Here is a 20,096-nt window from a genome sequence, read left to right on the forward strand (position 1 = left end):
AGAGGTATTTGATAAGTGAATTATAAAGAGTTGAGTTATGCTTTTAAAAATATAATATCTTGGTATAAAAAAAAGACCAAGGTATTAAATATAAAAAGCAGACCGTATAATACAGGTTTTGTTTTTTTTGATTTAATAAGTAGGTTGATAAATGATAATAAAAAGGTATTATATGTTTTTAGTATGGGTTCTGATGAGATAAAGAGTAAGAGTCATGATGAACTGTATATGAAAAGCATTCAAAAGATTATGCCTGGTGATATAGAAAATGGTATAACATTTATTTCAATAGATGAAATAGAGAATATAGGAGAGGAATATAGCCTTATTATATTTGATGATATAACTATGTTTTCTAAATCAACAATAAAAGATATAAGAGATGCTATTGAAAAGGTATATTGGAAGGTTAATAAGATAATTATTTATAGTTGTGAAAGAGTGTTTCCCATTGGTGAAAATATGGATTTGGTTTATTTATTAAATCCTATGCCAATGATAGAACCAAGATTTCTAAATACTAGGATAAAATTAGAAGATGATATTCCACTGGCGGTATATGAATATGTGAAATGGTTTAGCTATAATAATAAAAATGTAATTATTATGGTTCCTGACGAAGAAAAACTAAGTAAGGTATATTATACCTATAAGAATAATTTAAAAGATAATAATGCAAAAGTTGTTAAGTATGAAAAAGGTGATGATTTTAAAAATATAAAAAATATTGTTAAAAATGAGCCTGCTTTTATAGTAACAAACAGCATGGGAGATTATATAAATAGCATTGAAGATGTGAATATATTAATATTATTTGGTGATGATGCAAGTTATACTTATAAACAAATTGTGTATTTATGTGGATGTATATATGTAAAAAGTGATATATTACCAGAAGTTCTTTTGGTTTCAAGAGAAACCTCTGTAGAGATGGATAAGTCTAGGAATATAATAAGAGAATTTAATAAAAAATTATGGGAAAAGAATTTATTAAGATAATAAATATTGTAATAGAAGCACTTTTAGATATTATTTACCCATATGATAATAAATGCATAATTTGTGGAATCGAAGGATTTAGAGGAATATGTAGCAGGTGCAAAAGTGATATAAAGAGAGTTCAAGAGCAAGAAGAAATAATAGCTTATGGATATTATGGAGGAGTACTTAAAAAACTTATTCTAAATTTAAAATATCATAAGAGCTTTATAGCAGGTGAGGTTTTAGCTGATTTTCTATGCCAGATAATTAGGGAAAAACATTTAAGTATAGATTACATATGTTATGTACCCATAAGTAAGAAATCATTAAAAAAAAGAGGATTTAATCAATGTAGGGTGCTAGCAAAAAATATGAGTATAGCTTTAGACATACCTATTATTGATTGTTTAGTAAAGGTAAAAGAAACAAAAGAACAAAAGCTTTTAGGGAAAGAAGAAAGAGCAAAAAACATATTAAATGCTTTTACAATAAAAAATAAAGAAAAGCTTTTTAAAAAAAATATTTTATTAATTGATGATGTTTATACCACTGGTGCTACTATAAATGAATGTAAAAAAAGTATCGAAAAATGCAATATAAATAAAATTTATCTATTGACAATTGCAAAAAGCAATATATAATAGTAGTATAAAGCTAGGTCTGTGGATGAAAGTCGATGCCAGTCGCAGGCGAAACGATCCACGTAAGTTAGACAAAGAGCTAATGAGCATGGTGCGGTATAGATGTTAGTCCTACCAACAGAGATGTTGAGAGTGTTAGTAGTGAGAGGTTAATTCCGGGTAGCAAAAGCTCCAGTAGGCGAGTGTGGGGGCAAAAGCCAGGTCAGCTAGCTTTATAAAAAAACACTAATTTAATTTAAATTAGTGTTTTTTTATTTTTTACTTAAAGTAGATAATATTTTGAAAATTAATGTAAAAGTCATTAAAAGGATGTTGAAAAAAGAGTTTTAATTTTCTGAAAATTTAACATATGTTTATTGTAAGTCAAAGGGAATGGTGGTAAAATATAAATATGAAAGGTCATATTAATATTTATATTAATATTTTGAGTAAAAACGAGAGGGGTTGACTTTATGAAAGTAACAGTAATAGGTAAAAATATTAATGTAACACCAGCATTAAAAGAGATGGTTGAAAAGAAGATATCTAAATTAGATAGATATTTTAGTCCAGATATAGAAGCAAGAGCCACACTTACAGTGCAAAAAAACAATCAAATTTTTGAGGTTACTATACCTTTTAATGGAGTTATCCTAAGATGTGAAGAAACTACTGAAGATATGTACAAATCAATAGATTTAGTAGAAGCAAAATTAGAAAGACAAATAAGAAAGCAAAGGACTAAGTTACAAAGAAGAAATAATGATTCTTTAAGATTTACTAATTTTGAGCCTTTAACAGTAGAAGAAAATGAAGAAAAAGATGGAGAAATAGTTAAAGTAAAGAGATTTAATATAAAGCCAATGAGTCCAGAGGAAGCAATGCTACAGATGGAGTTAATTGAACATAACTTTTTTGTATACAGAGATGCTGATTCAAATAATGTAAATGTAATATATAAGAGAAAAGATGGAAATTATGGACTTTTAGAACCAGATTATAAATAATATTATAGAAAAAGTCACCTATTTTAGAAGATAGGTGGCTTTTATTTTTGGAGAAAGCATATAGATTGAAAGACAGTAGTTTTATAGTTGAATTATAAATATGCTAAATGTTATAATCTATAGAAAGAATATTAAAGAAAAAATCATTTGATATAGATGACGAAAGGATATACTTATGGGATTTATAGAAAAACTATTTGGGACTTATAGCGAGAGAGAAGTTAAAAGACTTGGATCTGTAGTAGATAAAATACAATCATTAGATGAATCAATGCAAAAGTTAAGTGACGATGAGTTAAGAAATAAAACTACGGAATTTAAAGATAGATTATCAAAAGGTGAAACTTTAGATGATATATTACCAGAAGCATTTGCAGTTTGTAGAGAAGCTTCATGGAGAGTTTTAGGAATAAAGCATTTTAGAGTTCAACTTATTGGAGGAATGGTAGTTCATCAAGGAAGAATAGCTGAAATGAGAACAGGGGAAGGTAAAACTTTTGTTGCATCTCTTCCAGCATATTTAAATGCTTTAGCAGGAAAAGGTGTTCATGTAATCACAGTAAATGATTATTTAGCAAAAACTCAATCAGAATTAGTTGGAAAACTATATGGATTTTTAGGTTTAACAACAGGATGTATAATTCATGGACTTACACCAGCTCAAAGAAGAGAAGCTTATAACTGTGATATAACATACGGAACAAATAATGAATTTGGATTTGATTATCTAAGAGATAATATGGTTATATATAAAGAAGAAAGAGTTCAAAGAGAACTTAATTTTGCAATAGTAGATGAGGTTGACTCAATTTTAATAGATGAATCAAGAACTCCTCTTATAATATCAGGAATGGGAGATAAGTCTACCAAGTTTTATAATGTAGCAGACAATTTTGTTAAAAGTTTAATAGCAGATCAAGATTTCAATATTGATGAAAAAGCAAGTGCTGTTTTATTAACAGATAGTGGTATGGAAAAAGCAGAAAAATATTTTGGTATTGAAAATTATGCAGAAGCAGAACACTTAGAACTTCAACATTATGTAACTCAAGCATTAAAGGCAAATTATACAATGAGATTAGACAAAGATTATATTGTTAAAGATAATCAAGTAGTTATTATAGATGAATTTACTGGAAGACTTATGGAAGGTAGAAGATATTCAGATGGGCTTCATCAAGCAATTGAAGCTAAAGAAGGAGTTAAGATTCAAAGAGAATCAAAAACTCTTGCAACAATTACTTTCCAAAACTACTTTAGAATGTATAATAAGCTTTCAGGTATGACAGGTACAGCTTTAACAGAAGAAAATGAATTTAGAGAAATTTATGGATTAGATGTTATAGTAATTCCAACAAATAAACCTATAGCAAGAATAGATAGACATGATATGATTTATAAAAATGCAAAAGGAAAATATAATGCAATAGTTGAAGAAGTTATAGAGGCTCATAGTAAAAATCAACCAGTATTAGTAGGTACAGCTAGTGTAGATAAGTCAGAATATATTTCATCTTTATTAAAGAAGAGGGGAATAAAACATCAAGTTCTTAATGCTAAATATCATGAACAGGAAGCTGAAATTATTTCTCATGCTGGAGAATTAGGTATGGTTACTATAGCAACAAATATGGCTGGTAGAGGTACTGATATTAAGCTTGGAGAAGGTGTACTAGAAGTTGGTGGATTAAAAGTAATTGGTACTGAAAGACATGAATCAAGAAGAATTGACAATCAATTAAGAGGTAGAGCAGGACGTCAAGGAGATGTTGGTGAATCAGTATTCTATATTTCATTGGAAGATGATTTAATGAGAATATTTGGTTCAGAAAAAATTCAAGGTGTTATAGATAAATTAGGATTACAGGAAGATGAAGCTATAGAAAGTAAAATGGTTACTAAGGCTATCGAAAATGCTCAAAAGAAGGTTGAAGGAAATAATTTTGACATAAGAAAGAATTTATTAGGTTATGATGATGTAATGAATTTACAAAGAGAAGTTATTTACAAGCAAAGAGCTGAAGTTCTTGATGGAAAGAACTTAAAAGAGCAAATTGAAGGAATGATAGAGGAAGTAATAACATCTTCAGTTAACAGTCATTTAGTTGGTGAACATATAGATATTGAAGAGGATATAAAAGAGTTATTAAAATATCTTGAAGATATATGTTTCCCACATGGAACATTTACTGTAGATGAGTTAGCAGATTTATCTAATGAAGAAATAATAAGTATATTAGTAGAAAAAGCAAGAAGTATCTATAGTGAAAGAGAAGAAGAGTTTGGTCAAGAGCAAATGAGAGAAATTGAAAGAGTAATTCTTTTAAGAGTTGTTGATCAAAAATGGATGGCACATATAGATAATATGGATCATTTAAAACAAGGAATGGGATTAAGAGCATACAAGCAACAAGATCCTATTCAAGCATACCAAATGGAAGGTAGTGCAATGTTTGATGAAATGATACAAGGAATTAAGATGGAAACTGTTAAATTACTATATCATGTAAGAGCAGAAAGACCAGTTGAAAGAGAAAAGGTTGCAGAAGAAACTGGTGCAAGTCATGGAAATGATAAGTCAGTGAAAAATGAGCCAGTAAAAAGTGAAAATAGAGTTGGCAGAAATGATATGTGTCCATGTGGAAGCGGAAAGAAATATAAAAACTGCTGTGGTAGAGAAGCATAATTAGAAATATAAAACTATTGGTGGAAAGTGTCTTATTTTAATTAGGCATTTTTCACCTTGCTTATTTAAGGTAAGGAAGTGATACAATGTTATTAAAGTTAGAACAAGAAGTTTCTAAACTAACAGGCTTAAAAAATATATTAAAGGAAATGGGGGCTTCACTTTGACAAAGGAGGCTTAGAAAAAAGGTTTCAAGAATTAGAGCTTCAAATGCAAGAAAATGGATTTTGGGATGATGTTAAAAGAGCAGAAGAAGTTACTAAAGAATGTAAGATAATAAAAGATAAAATAGAAAGATATGAAAACTTAGTAAGTAGAATTGATGATATAGAAGTATTGGCTGAATTAGCAGAAGAGGATGAAGATACTATAAATGAAGTTATAAAAGAAATAAGATCAATTGAAAAAGAAGTTGAAAATTATCGTGTAGAGCTTCTTTTATCAGGTGAATATGATAGAAATAATGCCATCTTAAACTTACATGCAGGTGTTGGTGGCTCAGATGCTAATGATTGGACTGAAATGCTTCTTAGAATGTATACAAGATGGTGTGATAAGAAGGGATATAAAGTTGAAACTTTAGATCTTTTAGAAGGTGATGAAGCTGGTATTAAAAGTGTAACTTTAAAAGTAAAAGGTGAATTTGCTTATGGTTATTTAAAGGCTGAAAAAGGAGTCCATAGATTGGTAAGAATTTCACCATTTAATGCCAATGGAAAAAGGCGGACTTCTTTTGCTTCAGTAGAAGTTCTTCCAGAATTAACTAAGGATCAAGATATTGATATAAGACCAGAGGATTTAAAGATAGATACCTATAGAGCCAGTGGAGCAGGTGGTCAGCACGTTAATAAGACGGAATCAGCTATTAGAATAACTCACTTACCAACAGGTATTGTGGTGCAATGTCAAAATGAGAGAAGTCAATTTGCCAATAAAGATACTGCAATGGCAATGCTTAAGTCAAAGCTTATTGAATTAAAAGAAAGAGCTCATAAAGAAAAAATCGAAGATTTAACAGGTGAGCTTAAAGATATGGGATGGGGAAGTCAGATAAGATCATATGTATTCCATCCATACAATATGGTGAAGGATCACAGAACAAATGAAGAAACATCTAATTTAAATGCTGTGATGAATGGAGAAATCGACCAATTTATCATAAGCTACTTAAAGCAAGAAGCTAAAAAGTAATTATGGATGATGAATTATGAATGATGAATAAAGGATGAAACTCAAAGAGTTTCTATATTTAAATTTTTTAAACTCCCTATAGGAGTTTATACCATAATTCATAATTCATCACTCATAATTCATAATTTAAAAAAGCTATTTAGCTTTTTTAAAAGGTTTTGTATTTAGTATGCCAATGATAATAAGTGCTAAAAGTATAATTAATAATAAATTAATAGATTTTCTACTATATATAAAGGTTGTTACAGTACTGTAGCAATCTTTTTTAATTTCTTTATTAACTACTTTATATACTGTATTTATGGCATCAGTATCAATATAGTCTACAGTATCAGTTGGTGTATGAATATGTGACGTATCACTATGGCAAATGGTTAATGCATCAATGCCTAATTCATTAAAGCTTGCATGATCGCTAGAATTTTCGTATTCCACTAGATATTCTATAGAGTCATTTGAACAGATATTAGAAAGTGAATTTAAGATGTTAGAAGAATTACCTTTGAAGGCTACTCCTTGAATAAAGGTAATGGGACAATCTTTTGCACCTATCATGTCAAAATTAATAACTTTTGAATTTTTAATATCAAAGTAATTGTTCTCAGCAAAAAAGTTAGACCCTTTAAGTCCAAGTTCTTCAGCATTTAAAGCAACAAAAATTATGGAGCGTTTAGGTTTGCCAAAGGTGGATAAGGTATTGGCAAGTTCCAATAAAAATGAAGTACCAGAAGCATTGTCTAAAGCACCGTAATAAATATTATTTTGTGAATCACTACCGAGATGATCAAAGTGTGCAGTAAGGATTAATGGTGCTAGTGATTGATCTGAACCTTCAATAATTCCTTGAATGTTAACTAAATTTTTGTCTGCATTTTTAAAAGGAATATAAGTAGTTAAGGTTTTACCATTCTTTAAGGCATCAATTATTTTATTATAGCCTTTAGAAGATAGAGCAATTACTAAATCAAAACGTAGTTCACACATAAAAGAACTTCTAAATGATAAATCATCATTTTGACTTAGATAAAATAATAGAGTTCCTTCATCATTAGATACCTCAATAGAGGTAGAAAAAATATTTATCTTATCTTTATTAGAAAAAGTAAAGGAATTAGCATTGAAATTAATCATATCCTCCTTATAGTCTTCGCCATATTTTAAATATTCACTTCCATTATCATCAAAAATTTTAAAATAAACTGTTTCATCAGTTTTTACTGGGCAAGTTGTAATAAATTCTTCAATATAAGTATTCTTATAGGGGCTTAATTTTAAATCTTTAAATTTATTTTTTATTATTTCCCCAGCTAAAAGATTTTCATCACTACCAGAACGTCTTCCTTCAAAGGATGAGGAAGATAGATATTTTATATTTTTCACAACATTTTCGGCATTGAAATTATATATGTGATCATTTAAGGCAATACATGTGAACAAGCAAAGAATAGTAATCAATAAGGTTGAAAAATAAAAGATCTTTTTTTTCATAAAAAAATACCTCAGCTAATAATATATACTTAATATTATTAATTGAGGCAGTGTAATATGAATACCATAATAAATATTTATTATTTTGAATATACAATTTCTAAAAAACTATGAACTAAGGAAAATAAAAGACAGAGAAAAACAAAAAAGTTTATTTTACCATTTATAACAGTAATAATGCCGCCGACAATAGCCAAAAGTATAATTATTATGCCAAGAAATTTATTAAATCCTGATCCTTCTAAGGCTTCCTTAATGGAAGTTAACAATATTATGATTAAGGAAAGGTATATAAATATATTTCTTAAAGTAACATTGAATTCAATAACATAGTATCTGTTTAAAATTAAAATAACAAGTAAAAGAATAAGCATTACATTAATAAATTTATTAAAGATAGAACGCAAAGAATCACCTCTTAATGGTAAAAAATTACAATTTAATTATAAATCCAATATAACTTAATATCAATACTGTAAAAATAAAATAAAAATATTATAATAGAGGTATTGGGAAAAATATTTTTACAGGAGAGAACAATGGTAAATATTGAAAAAAGATTAGAAAAAGAATTAGGAATAAAATTAGTACAGGTACAAAATGTAATTAAATTATTAGATGAAGGAAATACAGTACCTTTTATAGCTAGATATAGAAAAGAGCAGACAGGTGCTTTAAGTGATGATATATTAAGAAAGTTTTTTGAAAGACTGACATACTTAAGAAGTTTAAAGGATAGGAAGGAGGATGTATTAAGATTAATTGATGAACAAGGGAAACTTACTGAGGAAATAGTTAAAGCATTAGAAAAGGCTGATTCCCTTACTGAAGTAGAAGATATATATAGACCTTTTAAACCTAAAAAGAGAACAAGAGCAACCATTGCTTTAGAAAAAGGATTAAAGCCATTGGCTGATATTATTTTGGCAGGTAATTTTAATGGCACAGTTGAAAAGCAAGCAGAAGCATTTATTAATGAAGAAAAGGCTGTAAACAGTATTGAAGATGCTATAGCTGGAGCATTAGATATAATAGCCGAAGGAATATCTGATGATGCAGCCCTTAGAAAGTATATTAGAAATATAGTCTTTAAAGAAGGTAAAATTGAAACTAAAGGTTCAAGTGAAGAAAGCACTCCTTATGAAATGTATTATGATTATAGTGAGGAGGTATTTAAGATACCTTCTCATAGAATATTAGCAATCAACAGAGGTGAAAAAGAAAAGATATTATTTGTAAAGATTTCTGTTAATGATGAGAAGATAATAAGCTATATAGAAAGTAAGATACTTAAAGAGAATTCTATAACGGCTGAATATTTAAAAGTAGCCATCAAAGATTCTTATAAGAGGTTGATATTCCCATCAATTGAGAGGGAAATTAGAAATGAGCTTACTGATAAAGGTGAAGAGGGAGCAATATTAATATTCAAGGAAAACTTAAAAGCACTTCTTATGCAACCACCTATAAAAGGTAAAGTAGTTATGGGATATGACCCAGGCTTTAGAACTGGATGTAAAGTGGCTGTATTAGATGCAACAGGAAGATTCTTGGATAAGGCAACAGTATATCCTACAGTTCCTAAAAGAGATATAGAAGGAACTAAGGAAATATTAAAAGAAATGATTAAGAAATATAACGTAGATGTAATTTCTTTAGGAAATGGTACTGCTTCAAGAGAATCAGAAGAAGTAATTGCTGAAATAATAAGTGAAATAAAGAATGAAACAGATAAGGGACTAGCATATGTAATAGTATCAGAAGCAGGAGCTTCAGTATACTCTGCTTCAGAGTTAGCAGCTAAAGAATATCCAGATTTAGATGTTACCATAAGAGGAGCTATTTCTATAGGAAGAAGATTGCAAGATCCAATGGCAGAACTAGTAAAGATAGAGCCCAAGGCCATTGGTGTAGGTCAATATCAACATGATGTAACTCCTAAAAAATTAGATGAATCATTAAGTGGAGTAGTTGAAGATTCAGTAAATAAGGTTGGAGTAGATTTAAATACAGCAACACCTTCATTGCTAACTTATGTTGCAGGAATAAACACATCCATTGCTAATAATATAGTAGCGTATAGAGATGAAGTAGGTGGGTTTAGCAGCAGAAAAGAACTACTAAAAGTTAAGAGATTAGGTCAAAAAGCATATGAGCAATGTGCTGGTTTCTTAAGAGTTATGGAAAGTAAAGAGCCTCTTGATAATACTTCTGTTCATCCAGAATCTTATAGTATAGCTAAAAAGCTTATGGAGATATTAGGATACTCTAAAGAAGATTTATCTGATAGAAAATTAAATGATATTGAAGAAAGAGTTATGACTAAAGGATTGAAGAACTTAGCACAGGAATTAGAAGTAGGAGAACTTACACTTAAGGATATTATTAAAGAGCTGCAAAAACCAGGAAGAGATCCAAGAGAAGATATGCCAAAGCCTATTTTAAAAACAGGTGTCATAGATTTAAAAGACTTAACTCCAGGAATGGTATTAATGGGAACTGTAAGAAATGTATCTGATTTTGGAGCATTTGTTGATATAGGAGTACATCAAGATGGATTGGTGCATAAGAGCCAAATGGCTAATAAATTCGTCAAGCATCCTCTTGATATTGTGAAAGTTGGCGATGTTGTAAAAGTTGCAATTATGGAAGTTGATAGCAAGAGAAAGAGAATTGCACTTACTATGAAAGATATAAAGGAATAACGAAATTATTATAAGTATATCTTGAAATAACAATCTATTAGAACTATAATATAAGTATAAAATAATATATCTTCAGGGCGGGGTGCAATTCCCCACCGGTGGTTATAGCCCACGAGCTAGAAATAGCATGATTCGGTGTGATTCCGAAGCCGACAGTATAGTCTGGATGAAAGAAGGCAATAAGTAAGTTTTATTTATATTTAAAATAAAGTTAATTACGTCCTGATGTTTTATAGCATCAGGATTTTTTATTACAGCAAGATATTTTTATGCCTGTGCATTAATTTAAAGTATAAAAAGTTTCTAGGATATAAAAATATAAATGAAACAAAACTTATACCTCCACTGAGAGATAAAGGGGGATTATATATGAATAAAAGAAAAGATTTAAACAAAAGCATAAAAATATCGTTATTAGTGGCAATTGCAGTAGTACTTATGTATTTTGACTTTCCAATTGTACCTATATTTCCGTGGCTAAAGATTGATCTTAGTGAAGTTCCAGCATTAATAGGGGGATTTGCTTATGGACCAGTTATTGGTGGAATCATTGTAGTATTAAAAGTTATTTTGAAATTATTACTTAAAGGAAGCGCAACTTTTGGAGTAGGTGAAATTGCCAATATATTAGTAGGGGTTGCTTTAGTAACGCCAGCGGCATGGTTATACAATAGAAATAAAAGTAAGAAATCTGCTATTACAGGGATGGTAGTTGGTGCATTAGTTATGCAATTAGTAGGAATTATTGCTAATATATACTTCTTACTTCCAGCCTATGGAATAGAAGTTGATTTAACAAAATATGTTTTTGTTGGGCTTATACCATTTAATGGTATAAAGGCGCTTATTGTGTGTATTGGTACATTTATATTATATAAAAGATTATCAATGTCTATATTTAAGGTTGATTCAAGATTGGGAGATAAAAGAAATATAGCATAGTTAAAATAAAAAAACTTCTTTGGTGAAATAGTTATAGAAATTATTGCACTAAAGAAGTTTTTTGCATAGTGAGCTACTATTATAGCTGTCATTAAATATTTTCATTTTGAATTTTTATTTTTTGAATAGTATATAAACAAAGAGCACTTAAAGTAGCTATACCTGCAATTATTATAAATTTATGAGTGTTTGTTTTTTCTGTTTTCATTAATTCTATTGGATTATCCACAGGATCCTTTTCAATGATACTTACTATATTATGTTCACCATTTACATCACTAATTTCTAAAGTCAATTTAATTAATGAATTGGCAGTGAAATTAGGATAAACTATCTTTTCTTCATGAATATTATCATGATCGTAGCTTAGTATAAGGTTCACAGTATCTTTAACAAATGATGTACTTATGGTTGTAATAATTTCTGAGTTAGTATTTAATTTGCTAATTTGTATTGAAGAGTCATTAAGACCTTCATAAGATAATACCACATTAGTAAGTTCTTTCGTAGTATTATTTATAATTTTAATAACAGGTAAAAGAGTAGAACCAGCATTAGTTTCCATATAAATACCTCCACTTAATACACTTTATTAACTATACTATACGTTTAAGAGAAGTAATATGAATTAAAAATTAATATAATTTAAATTATATAATGTTTCTTTTCCACATAATCATGGCATCTTCGCCATTATCATCATAATATTTTTTTCTTATGCCTTCATTAATAAATCCTGCCTTGGCATAAAGCTTTTGTGCAGCAATATTAGATACTCTTACTTCAAGAGTTATATCTGGACAATTTTCTTTTTGGCAGATATCAAATAAGGAAGATAATAAATTATAGCCGATGCCAAGACGCTTAAAATCAACATCAACTGCTATGTTTGTAATATTGCCTTCACCAGCAATAATCCACATTCCTGCAAAGCCTATTACTTTATTACTATGGGAATCAATAGCAACAACATATCTAGCAAGAGTATTAGTAATCTCTTGACTTATAGATTCTAAGCTCCAAGGAATATGAAAGGAGTTTTTGCTTAACTCAAAAACTCCTTGTACATGGGATGAATCCATTGGCTTATACAATATGGCCATTTTGCATTTTCATCCTTTGTTCTAATTCTCTTTCTGCTTGAGGCTTCTTTAGATATAAAGGTGAAGAATTTATATCATCGCATTGGCCTTGTCTTAAAAGTTCCATTCCTAGCTCTCCTAGAGCTGAAGCTTTTACAACACTTAGATGGTTAGGGGCAAACTTAGCGTTAGGAAGCTTTTCTAATAAATATTCTTTATACTTATATACTCCATCACCGGTAAAGATGACAGATTTATCTTTTTCTTGCAATATTTCTACTAGTTCATCTAAAGAAAGAGCACTATAGTCAATTATTTTTGAAAGTTCTCCATTAGAAGATTTATACATGCATGTGAATACACTATCTCTTAATGCATCCATTATAGGACAGATTATGCCATCAAAATTAATTAGGGAATAAGCTAATGCATCTAAACTAGAAATACTTAGATAAGGTTTATTTGAACCCATGCTTAATCCTTTTACTGTAGCCATACCTATTCTAAGACCTGTAAATGAACCAGGACCTTTAGAAACCACAAAGCCATCAACTTCGCTAATATCTATATTGCAATCATTAAGTAGCATTTCTATCTTTTCCATAAGGATTACAGAATGTTCTCTTTTGAAGTTTAAGGTAAATTCACCTAATAAATGTTCATCTTTAAGTAGTGCAACTGTAGTAACTAAAGATGAAGAGTCCATGCTTAAAACTATCATACTTTTAACTCCTTTATGTAATTATATCTTTCACCATATGGTGTTAATGTAATGGTTCTGAAATTTTCTCCATTATCAAGATTTTTTTCAATATGAATATGTAAATATTCCTTTGGTAGAATATCTTCTATATAGTTAGCCCATTCAATTATTGAAACTGCATCTGAAAATATATAATCATCAAAACCAATGGCATATATTTCATCAGGGTCTGAAACTCTATAAACATCAAAGTGATTTAATTTTAATCTTCCAGAATCGTATTCGTTAACTATTGTAAATGTTGGACTTGTTATGTATTCATCAATGCTAAGGCCCTTAGCAATTCCTTTTGTTATATGAGTTTTACCAGTACCTAAATCACCAGTTAGACATATAATATCCCCAGCATTAAGTAATTTTCCAAGTTCATAACCTATGGAAGTAGTTTCTTCTATGTTACTAACAGAAAAAATCATATTTCCTCTCCTTTCAACAATAAAGCTTAATTACATAAATTAAACTAATATTTCTCTAACTTATATTCTATCCAAAATATATAAAAAAGAAAAGAATTATATAAATTAGAATAAAAATATTGATTTTTGTAATATTTCATTATATAATATACTTTGTACTTAGGGGTATGGCTCAACGGTAGAGTAGTGGTCTCCAAAACCATTGGTTGTGGGTTCAAATCCTACTGCCCCTGCCAGTAAAACTAGTAAGTAATACTTGCTAGTTTTTTTTATGCGTAAAAATATATATTTATATAAAATTAATTTTTATTTTTTAACATTTTCACCTTTATGTAAATATTATATAAGAGGAAAGAAGTATTCTTATATAAAAATCAAGGAGGATGAAAACGTGAGTAGTTATAAAGGAATTGATATTTCTAGTTATCAAGGGTACGATATTGACTTTTCGGCAGTAAGAAATAGTGGAGTTGAAATATGTATTGTGAAAGCTACTGAAAGTACCACATATACCAATATGTATTTTGATAACCATGCTTCTGGAGCTTTAAATGCAGGGCTTAATGTTGGTTTTTATCATTTCTTCAGAGGGCAAGGAATAGCAGAAGCTGATTATTTTTGTAGTGTAATAAATAAATATAAAGATAGAATGACCATAAAACCTGTTATTGACGTTGAAGTATCAATGGCTGATATAAATAATCAGGTTTTATTATTTATTAATAGGGTAAAGCAAGTTTTAGGATTAGATTGTGTAATATATTCAGGTGCATATTTTGCTGGAGATAATCTTATAGATATAAATCTTTTAAATTATGGACTTTGGGTTGCTCATTATTATGTATCAACTCCAACACTAAGAGGTATTTGGACTGGATTTGTAGGACATCAATATTCAGATCAAGGGATAATTCCTGGAATAAATGCATATGTAGATTTAAATACTTTTTATGATGGAATGTTTATTGGAACTCCAGGCAGCGGAGAAAGTACAGGTGGAGTAACTCCAGCACCAGTAGGAAGAACAAAGAATTTAGATGGAACTTATACAGTGAAGAGTAATGATACTTTAAGTGCCATTGCCAATGATTTTGGTGTTACAGTAGATCAGCTTGTAAGATGGAATAATATTTCTAATCCTAACTTAATAACAGTAGGGCAAATTTTATATTTTTCAGATAAGTCTTCTTCAGGATTAGGTCAAGGAATAACTTATGTAGTGCAAGCTGGAGATACCTTAAGCGGAATAGCAACAAAATTTGGGACAACAGTAGCAAATTTAGTATCATTAAACAATATAAGTGATCCTAATTTGATATATGTAGGTCAAGTTTTAAAGTTACCATCATCAGGAAATAGTAGTAGAACTTATATTGTACAGGAAGGTGATACTTTAAGCTCTATAGCAACAAAGTTTGGCACAACAGTAGTAAATTTAGTATCATTAAACAATATAAGCAATGCAAATTTGATATATGTAGGACAAGTTTTATATGTATAATTAATTTATAGAAGAAAATAAAAAAAGTTTATGATTTATAATTAGTCTGCATTAACATAGTAATATGATTGCTTTAGCAAGTATTATTCATGTTAATGCTTATAATATAAAAACGAACAAATGTTTGAATAGAAAAATAAAGAATGTTAATAATTTTAAATAAAAAAGAATAGTCAGGAGTGATAAGATGATAAATAGAGCAAGAGAAGTCCTTAAAGAATATTATGGATATGATTCATTTAGAGAAAGGCAAGAGGAAATTATTACGTCTATTTTAGAGGGAAAAGATGTAGTAACAATTATGCCAACTGGTGGCGGAAAATCTATATGTTATCAGGTGCCTGCCCTTATATTAGATGGATTTACTATTGTAATTTCTCCCTTAATATCTTTAATGAAGGATCAAGTTGATAATATTAAAAATATGGGGATTAAAAGTGCATATATAAATTCAACCTTAAGTGAGAACGAAATTAAGAGTATATTAAATGATGTAATTAAAAATGAGGTGAAAATTCTCTATGTTGCACCAGAAAGATTGGAATCAACAGAATTCTTAAATTTGATAACAAGGGTAAAAATATCACAAATTGCTGTAGATGAAGCACATTGTATATCACAATGGGGACATGATTTTAGAAGTAGTTATAGAAGGATAAGTAAGTTTATTGATTTGTTAGTATATAGACCAATAATAACAGCTTTTACAGCTACTGCCACTGAGGAAGTCAGAAGAGATATTATAAATCTATTAAGGCTTAATGAACCGAAAATTTTTATCACTGGATTTGATAGGAAGAATTTAAAAATAACCATAGAAAAAGCTGTAGTGAAGAAGCAGTATATTTTGGATTACATAAATAGTAGCGAAGGTGCCAGTGGAATAATTTATTGTGCCACCAGAAAAGATGTAGATATTATATATGAAATGCTTATAGCAAATAATATAAAGGGTGAAAGATATCATGCAGGATTAAATGATGAAGAGCGTAGGGTAGCACAGGAACGATTTATTTATGATCAGGCCAATGTGATGGTAGCTACTAATGCTTTTGGAATGGGAATTGATAAGCCTGATATCAGATATGTAATACACTATAATATGCCTAAAAGCTTGGAAGGATATTATCAGGAAATAGGAAGAGCTGGTAGAGATGGTGAGGAAAGTGAATGTATAATGCTTTTTTCACCTTCAGATGTACAGACACAAAGATACATTATAGATATAGGTACTTCTAACAGTGTTAGAAAAGAAAAGGAATATGCAAAGCTTCAGACGATGGTAAACCTAATATATACACAAGAATGTTATAGAAAATATATTCTTAATTATTTTGGTGAAGAATATGAAGGGAACTGCAATAAATGTAGTAATTGTGATACAGAGCAAAGCAAGGAAGACAAGACCATAGATGCTCAAAAGGTTATATCTTGTGTATATAGGGTAAAAAGAGGTTATGGTGTTGGCATGCTTGTAGATGTTTTACGTGGTTCAAAAAATAAAAAATTATTGGATTTAAAATTAAATGAAGTTAGTACTTATGGCATAATGAAGGATTATTCAAAGGATAATCTTACGGAGTTTATCAATACCTTAATCGCTTTAGGATATTTAAATTATGGCGGTGAATATCCAGTAGTTAGCTTAAATAATAATTCTATGGATATAGTAAAAGGTAAAAGAACTGTGTGGATTAGAGAACATAAAATCAATAAGGCTAGTTTTACAGTTGATAATGAATTATTTGAGATATTAAGAAGACTAAGGCATGAAATTGCAGTTGGTGAAAAGGTGCCACCATATATGGTATTTGGAGACAGTACACTAAAAGAATTAAGTTCAAGAATGCCTGTAGATAAAGAACAGATGTTAGAGGTTAGTGGTGTAGGTGAAAGAAAATATGATAAGTATGGTCAGCAATTTATTGAAAAGATAATGAATTATTTAAATAGTAATAATATAAATCATATATGGATATCAAAAGCTAAGAGTGATATATCAATAGAAGAAAAGAAAAATAATATAGAGGGTAGCAAAAATATTAAAGAAAAATCATATATAAATACAGTGGAGATGTTAAGAGTATGTGGTAGTTTAAGGAAGACTGCTGGAGAAAGAGAATTAACGCTTACTACCATTATTTCTCATGTTGAAAAATATATAAGTGAAGGAAATAGCATAGATTTTAAAATAGACTTTAGTGATATATTTAATGAACAGGATGAGGAAATAGTAAAGGGAGTCATTAAGAATGTGGGCTTTAATAAACTTAAGGCAATAAAGGAAGAGGTTCCAAGCAATATAAGCTATGATGCTATAAAAGGAATCATTCTTAAAAAGATAATTGAAGAATCAGCCTCTTAAATAAATTTCAGGGAAATTTATTTAATGATGAATGATGAATTACGAATGATGAATTAAGGTTGAAACTCATAGAGTTTCTAAAAAATATATATTTCTAAACTCCCTTAAAGGAGTTTATTCCACAATTCATCACTCATCATTCATCATTATTTAAGTTCATCATTAATAAAAACTTTGTTATTGTAGGAAAAAACTTGTTGACATATTATTGTGGACTATGATAAAATAACTTTTGTCGAAGGGGTATGGCTCAACGGTAGAGTAGTGGTCTCCAAAACCATTGGTTGTGGGTTCAAATCCTACTGCCCCTGCCACAAAAAAGTTAGTATTTATACTAACTTTTTTTTTGTAAATTTATATAAAAGTTTTAGTTAGTAAGGTAGAATTAAGGTATATGTTGTAAAATAATAGATAAATTGATATAATTTATAAAAAAGGGGTATATGATAATTATGAAGAAAAATAAAGAGCAATTTTTATTGATTATTCTTAGTATATTAATGGTTATTATTTTAAGTACTAACTTGTATAGTTTTATCATAGAAGAAAGCACGTTAACATCAAATATAATTTCAATTATATCATTGCTAATGCTTATAACTTGTATAATAATTATATTAAGTTATAAAAATAATAATTTAAAAGAACAAAGAGATTCAAAAGAAATCGATAAAAATAATTACTTTATGAATTTATCTCATGAACTTAGAACTCCATTAAATATAATATTATCTACAGAACAACTTATAACTAATTTAAATTCAAGAAATGAAAATATAGATAAAGATAAATTAAATAACTATATGGATATCTTAAGAGGAAATTCTAAAAGGCTACTTAAACTTATTAATGATATAATTGATCTATCTAAAATCCAAGAAGAGATGTATAATATTGATATTATGGAGCATGAAATTGTATTCTTTGTAGAAGATTTAGCTCTTTCTATGAAGGAATATATTGAAGCTAAAGGAATAGAATTAATTATAGATCCGGAAATTGAAGAAAAAATTATAGAATGTGATATAAATGATATTGAAAAATGCTTGATAAACTTAATTGGAAATGCTATGAAGTTTACTCCGGAAGGGGGAAAGATAATTATTAGGATATCAGATTTAAACGATAAGGTTAAAATATCCATTATAGATTCTGGCATTGGCATATCTGAAAAAGATATAAATGAAATTTTTAATAGATTTGAACAAGCTTATAATAAGAAAAGTGAAGAATTTGGTGGAAGCGGAATTGGCTTAATGCTAACTAAACAGATAATTGAATTACATAAAGGAGACCTAGTAGTAAAAAGCGAACTGGGAAAAGGAAGTGAATTTTCTATTTTATTACCTGTAAAACAATTGAAATAAAAGGTTTACTTATACGTTGACAACGTTTTTATGTAATGATAGTATATAATAAAATAATATAGATGCCTAAATTAAGATGAGCTTAGTTTAGGTTTTTATATTTTATGTAGAAGATGAGGTAATCAATGATAGTAGAAAAGGTATTAAATAATAATGTTGTTGTATCTATAGAACCAAAGACAAGGAAAGAAATAATTCTAATGGGGCAAGGAATAGCCTTTGGTAAAAAAATAGGGCAAGAAATTGACGAAAGTAAAATTGAAAAAAGATTTATGGTAGAAGACAAGACCCTAGGTGATAAGATAAAAAAACTTATCAATCAAATACCTGAAGGTGTCTTTGAACTTGCTGATGAAATAATTTCTTATGCATCTAAAGAATTAGACACAGAATTAGACAAGCAAATATATATTTCATTATCAGATCATATAGCATTTGCTATAAAAAGGTTTAAAAATAATATAAGTTTAAAAAATGATTTACTTAATGAAATTAGAAGAATACATAAAAAAGAATTTAAAGTGGCATTATGGGCTGTTGAATATTTAAATGAACGATTAGGAATAGATCTTCCAGAAGATGAAGCAGGCTTTATAGCACTTCATTTTGTTAATGCAGCATATAATAGAAATACCACTGAATCAATTACTTCTACTAAGATAATAAAGGAAATCTTACAAATTATCAGATTAAACTATCAATTAGAATTTAATGAGGATGATTTGAATTATGATAGATTGCTTACTCATTTAAAATATTTCACTAAGAGAATTATTACTAATAGCAAAGATGAGAGTACTAGTGATGAAATCTTTGCAAAGATTATTGAAAATAGCTATTCTGAAGCTTATAAATGTGCACTGAAGATAAAAGAATATATAGAAAATACTTATAATTATGAAGTTAATGAAGATGAGATAATATATTTAACAATGCATATTCATAGAGTTGTTTTAGCTGCAAGAGAAAATTAAAAAAAATA

Annotated in this window: 17 protein-coding genes, 2 tRNA genes and 1 riboswitch; of the genes, 14 read left to right on the forward strand and 5 right to left on the reverse strand. The window is 28.7% G+C overall.

Annotated features, from left to right (window positions below; translation table 11 throughout):
* Positions 1-15: 15 nt before the first annotated feature.
* The 5 genes from H8R92_RS07765 to prfB all read left to right on the forward strand — a co-directional run bounded on the left by H8R92_RS07765 (position 16) and on the right by prfB (position 6,485).
* Entirely contained in the window at positions 16-999 is a 984-nt protein-coding gene (locus H8R92_RS07765) for a hypothetical protein (protein ID WP_186835131.1), read from the forward strand.
* On the forward strand, positions 975-1,622 hold the full coding sequence (locus tag H8R92_RS07770; protein WP_186835132.1) for a ComF family protein: 648 nt from the start codon (positions 975-977) through the stop codon (positions 1,620-1,622). The genes H8R92_RS07765 and H8R92_RS07770 overlap by 25 nt, the downstream gene beginning before the upstream one ends.
* Positions 1,623-2,074: 452 nt before the next feature.
* Positions 2,075-2,608 carry a ribosome hibernation-promoting factor, HPF/YfiA family gene (hpf, locus tag H8R92_RS07775; RefSeq protein WP_022211850.1) on the forward strand — a complete coding sequence of 178 codons (534 nt, stop codon included), beginning with the start codon at positions 2,075-2,077 and terminating at the stop codon, positions 2,606-2,608.
* Between the two features lie 175 nt (positions 2,609-2,783).
* Positions 2,784-5,294 (forward strand): preprotein translocase subunit SecA, encoded by a 2,511-nt coding sequence (gene secA / locus H8R92_RS07780; protein ID WP_022211849.1) that lies wholly within the window; start codon positions 2,784-2,786, stop codon positions 5,292-5,294.
* 86 nt (positions 5,295-5,380) lie between these two features.
* Positions 5,381-6,485, forward strand: a protein-coding gene (prfB, locus tag H8R92_RS07785; RefSeq protein WP_186835133.1) for a peptide chain release factor 2 whose coding sequence is annotated in 2 segments (ribosomal slippage) — positions 5,381-5,458 and positions 5,460-6,485 — 1,104 coding nt in all. Because the reading frame shifts where the segments join, the coding sequence is not laid out codon by codon here.
* Between the two features lie 135 nt (positions 6,486-6,620).
* Here the strand turns inward: prfB and H8R92_RS07790 are convergent.
* Entirely contained in the window at positions 6,621-7,865 is a 1,245-nt protein-coding gene (locus H8R92_RS07790) for a M28 family metallopeptidase (protein ID WP_186835134.1), read from the reverse strand.
* Between the two features lie 318 nt (positions 7,866-8,183).
* Between H8R92_RS07790 and H8R92_RS13355 the strand changes: the two genes are divergently transcribed.
* The 3 genes from H8R92_RS13355 to H8R92_RS07800 all read left to right on the forward strand — a co-directional run bounded on the left by H8R92_RS13355 (position 8,184) and on the right by H8R92_RS07800 (position 11,620).
* A complete protein-coding gene (locus H8R92_RS13355; protein ID WP_279287102.1) occupies positions 8,184-8,306 on the forward strand; it encodes a hypothetical protein in 123 nt (40 codons plus the stop codon).
* Between the two features lie 206 nt (positions 8,307-8,512).
* On the forward strand, positions 8,513-10,678 hold the full coding sequence (locus H8R92_RS07795) for a Tex family protein (RefSeq protein ID WP_022211845.1): 2,166 nt from the start codon (positions 8,513-8,515) through the stop codon (positions 10,676-10,678).
* Positions 10,679-10,742: 64 nt separating this feature from the next.
* A riboswitch (FMN riboswitch) is annotated at positions 10,743-10,860 on the forward strand.
* 187 nt (positions 10,861-11,047) lie between these two features.
* Positions 11,048-11,620 (forward strand): ECF transporter S component, encoded by a 573-nt coding sequence (locus H8R92_RS07800; protein WP_186835135.1) that lies wholly within the window; start codon positions 11,048-11,050, stop codon positions 11,618-11,620.
* Positions 11,621-11,711: 91 nt separating this feature from the next.
* Here H8R92_RS07800 and H8R92_RS07805 read toward each other — a convergent pair whose 3' ends face one another.
* From H8R92_RS07805 to tsaE, 4 genes are all read right to left on the reverse strand, one after another.
* Positions 11,712-12,185: a hypothetical protein gene (locus H8R92_RS07805; RefSeq protein ID WP_186835136.1), complete on the reverse strand. Its 474-nt coding sequence runs from the start codon at positions 12,183-12,185 to the stop codon at positions 11,712-11,714.
* Between the two features lie 85 nt (positions 12,186-12,270).
* Positions 12,271-12,723, reverse strand: coding sequence for a ribosomal protein S18-alanine N-acetyltransferase (rimI, locus tag H8R92_RS07810; protein WP_022211842.1), 453 nt, complete (start codon positions 12,721-12,723; stop codon positions 12,271-12,273).
* The gene (gene tsaB, locus H8R92_RS07815) at positions 12,707-13,423 is read right to left on the reverse strand and encodes a tRNA (adenosine(37)-N6)-threonylcarbamoyltransferase complex dimerization subunit type 1 TsaB (protein WP_186835137.1); all 717 of its coding nucleotides are present in this window, start codon (positions 13,421-13,423) and stop codon (positions 12,707-12,709) included. Before tsaB ends, rimI begins: the two co-directional genes overlap by 17 nt.
* A complete protein-coding gene (gene tsaE / locus H8R92_RS07820; protein ID WP_022211840.1) occupies positions 13,420-13,881 on the reverse strand; it encodes a tRNA (adenosine(37)-N6)-threonylcarbamoyltransferase complex ATPase subunit type 1 TsaE in 462 nt (153 codons plus the stop codon). The genes tsaB and tsaE overlap by 4 nt, the downstream gene beginning before the upstream one ends.
* Positions 13,882-14,042: 161 nt before the next feature.
* Between tsaE and H8R92_RS07825 the strand changes: the two genes are divergently transcribed.
* The 6 genes from H8R92_RS07825 to licT all read left to right on the forward strand — a co-directional run bounded on the left by H8R92_RS07825 (position 14,043) and on the right by licT (position 20,088).
* Positions 14,043-14,117: transfer RNA gene (locus H8R92_RS07825), tRNA-Trp, on the forward strand.
* A 155-nt stretch (positions 14,118-14,272) separates the two neighbouring features.
* Entirely contained in the window at positions 14,273-15,382 is a 1,110-nt protein-coding gene (locus H8R92_RS07830; protein ID WP_186835138.1) for a LysM peptidoglycan-binding domain-containing protein, read from the forward strand.
* 190 nt (positions 15,383-15,572) lie between these two features.
* Entirely contained in the window at positions 15,573-17,747 is a 2,175-nt protein-coding gene (recQ, locus tag H8R92_RS07835) for a DNA helicase RecQ (protein WP_186835151.1), read from the forward strand.
* A gap of 239 nt (positions 17,748-17,986) precedes the next feature.
* Positions 17,987-18,061: transfer RNA gene (locus H8R92_RS07840), tRNA-Trp, on the forward strand.
* Between the two features lie 138 nt (positions 18,062-18,199).
* Positions 18,200-19,114, forward strand: a complete 915-nt coding sequence (locus H8R92_RS07845) for a sensor histidine kinase (protein ID WP_243166632.1) — start codon at positions 18,200-18,202, stop codon at positions 19,112-19,114.
* 125 nt (positions 19,115-19,239) lie between these two features.
* Positions 19,240-20,088, forward strand: a complete 849-nt coding sequence (gene licT, locus H8R92_RS07850) for a BglG family transcription antiterminator LicT (protein WP_186835139.1) — start codon at positions 19,240-19,242, stop codon at positions 20,086-20,088.
* Positions 20,089-20,096 lie beyond the last annotated feature (8 nt).

Origin of the sequence: Clostridium lentum (assembly GCF_014287815.1) — a bacterium.
GTDB classification, from domain to species: Bacteria; Bacillota; Clostridia; order Clostridiales; family Clostridiaceae; genus Clostridium; species Clostridium lentum.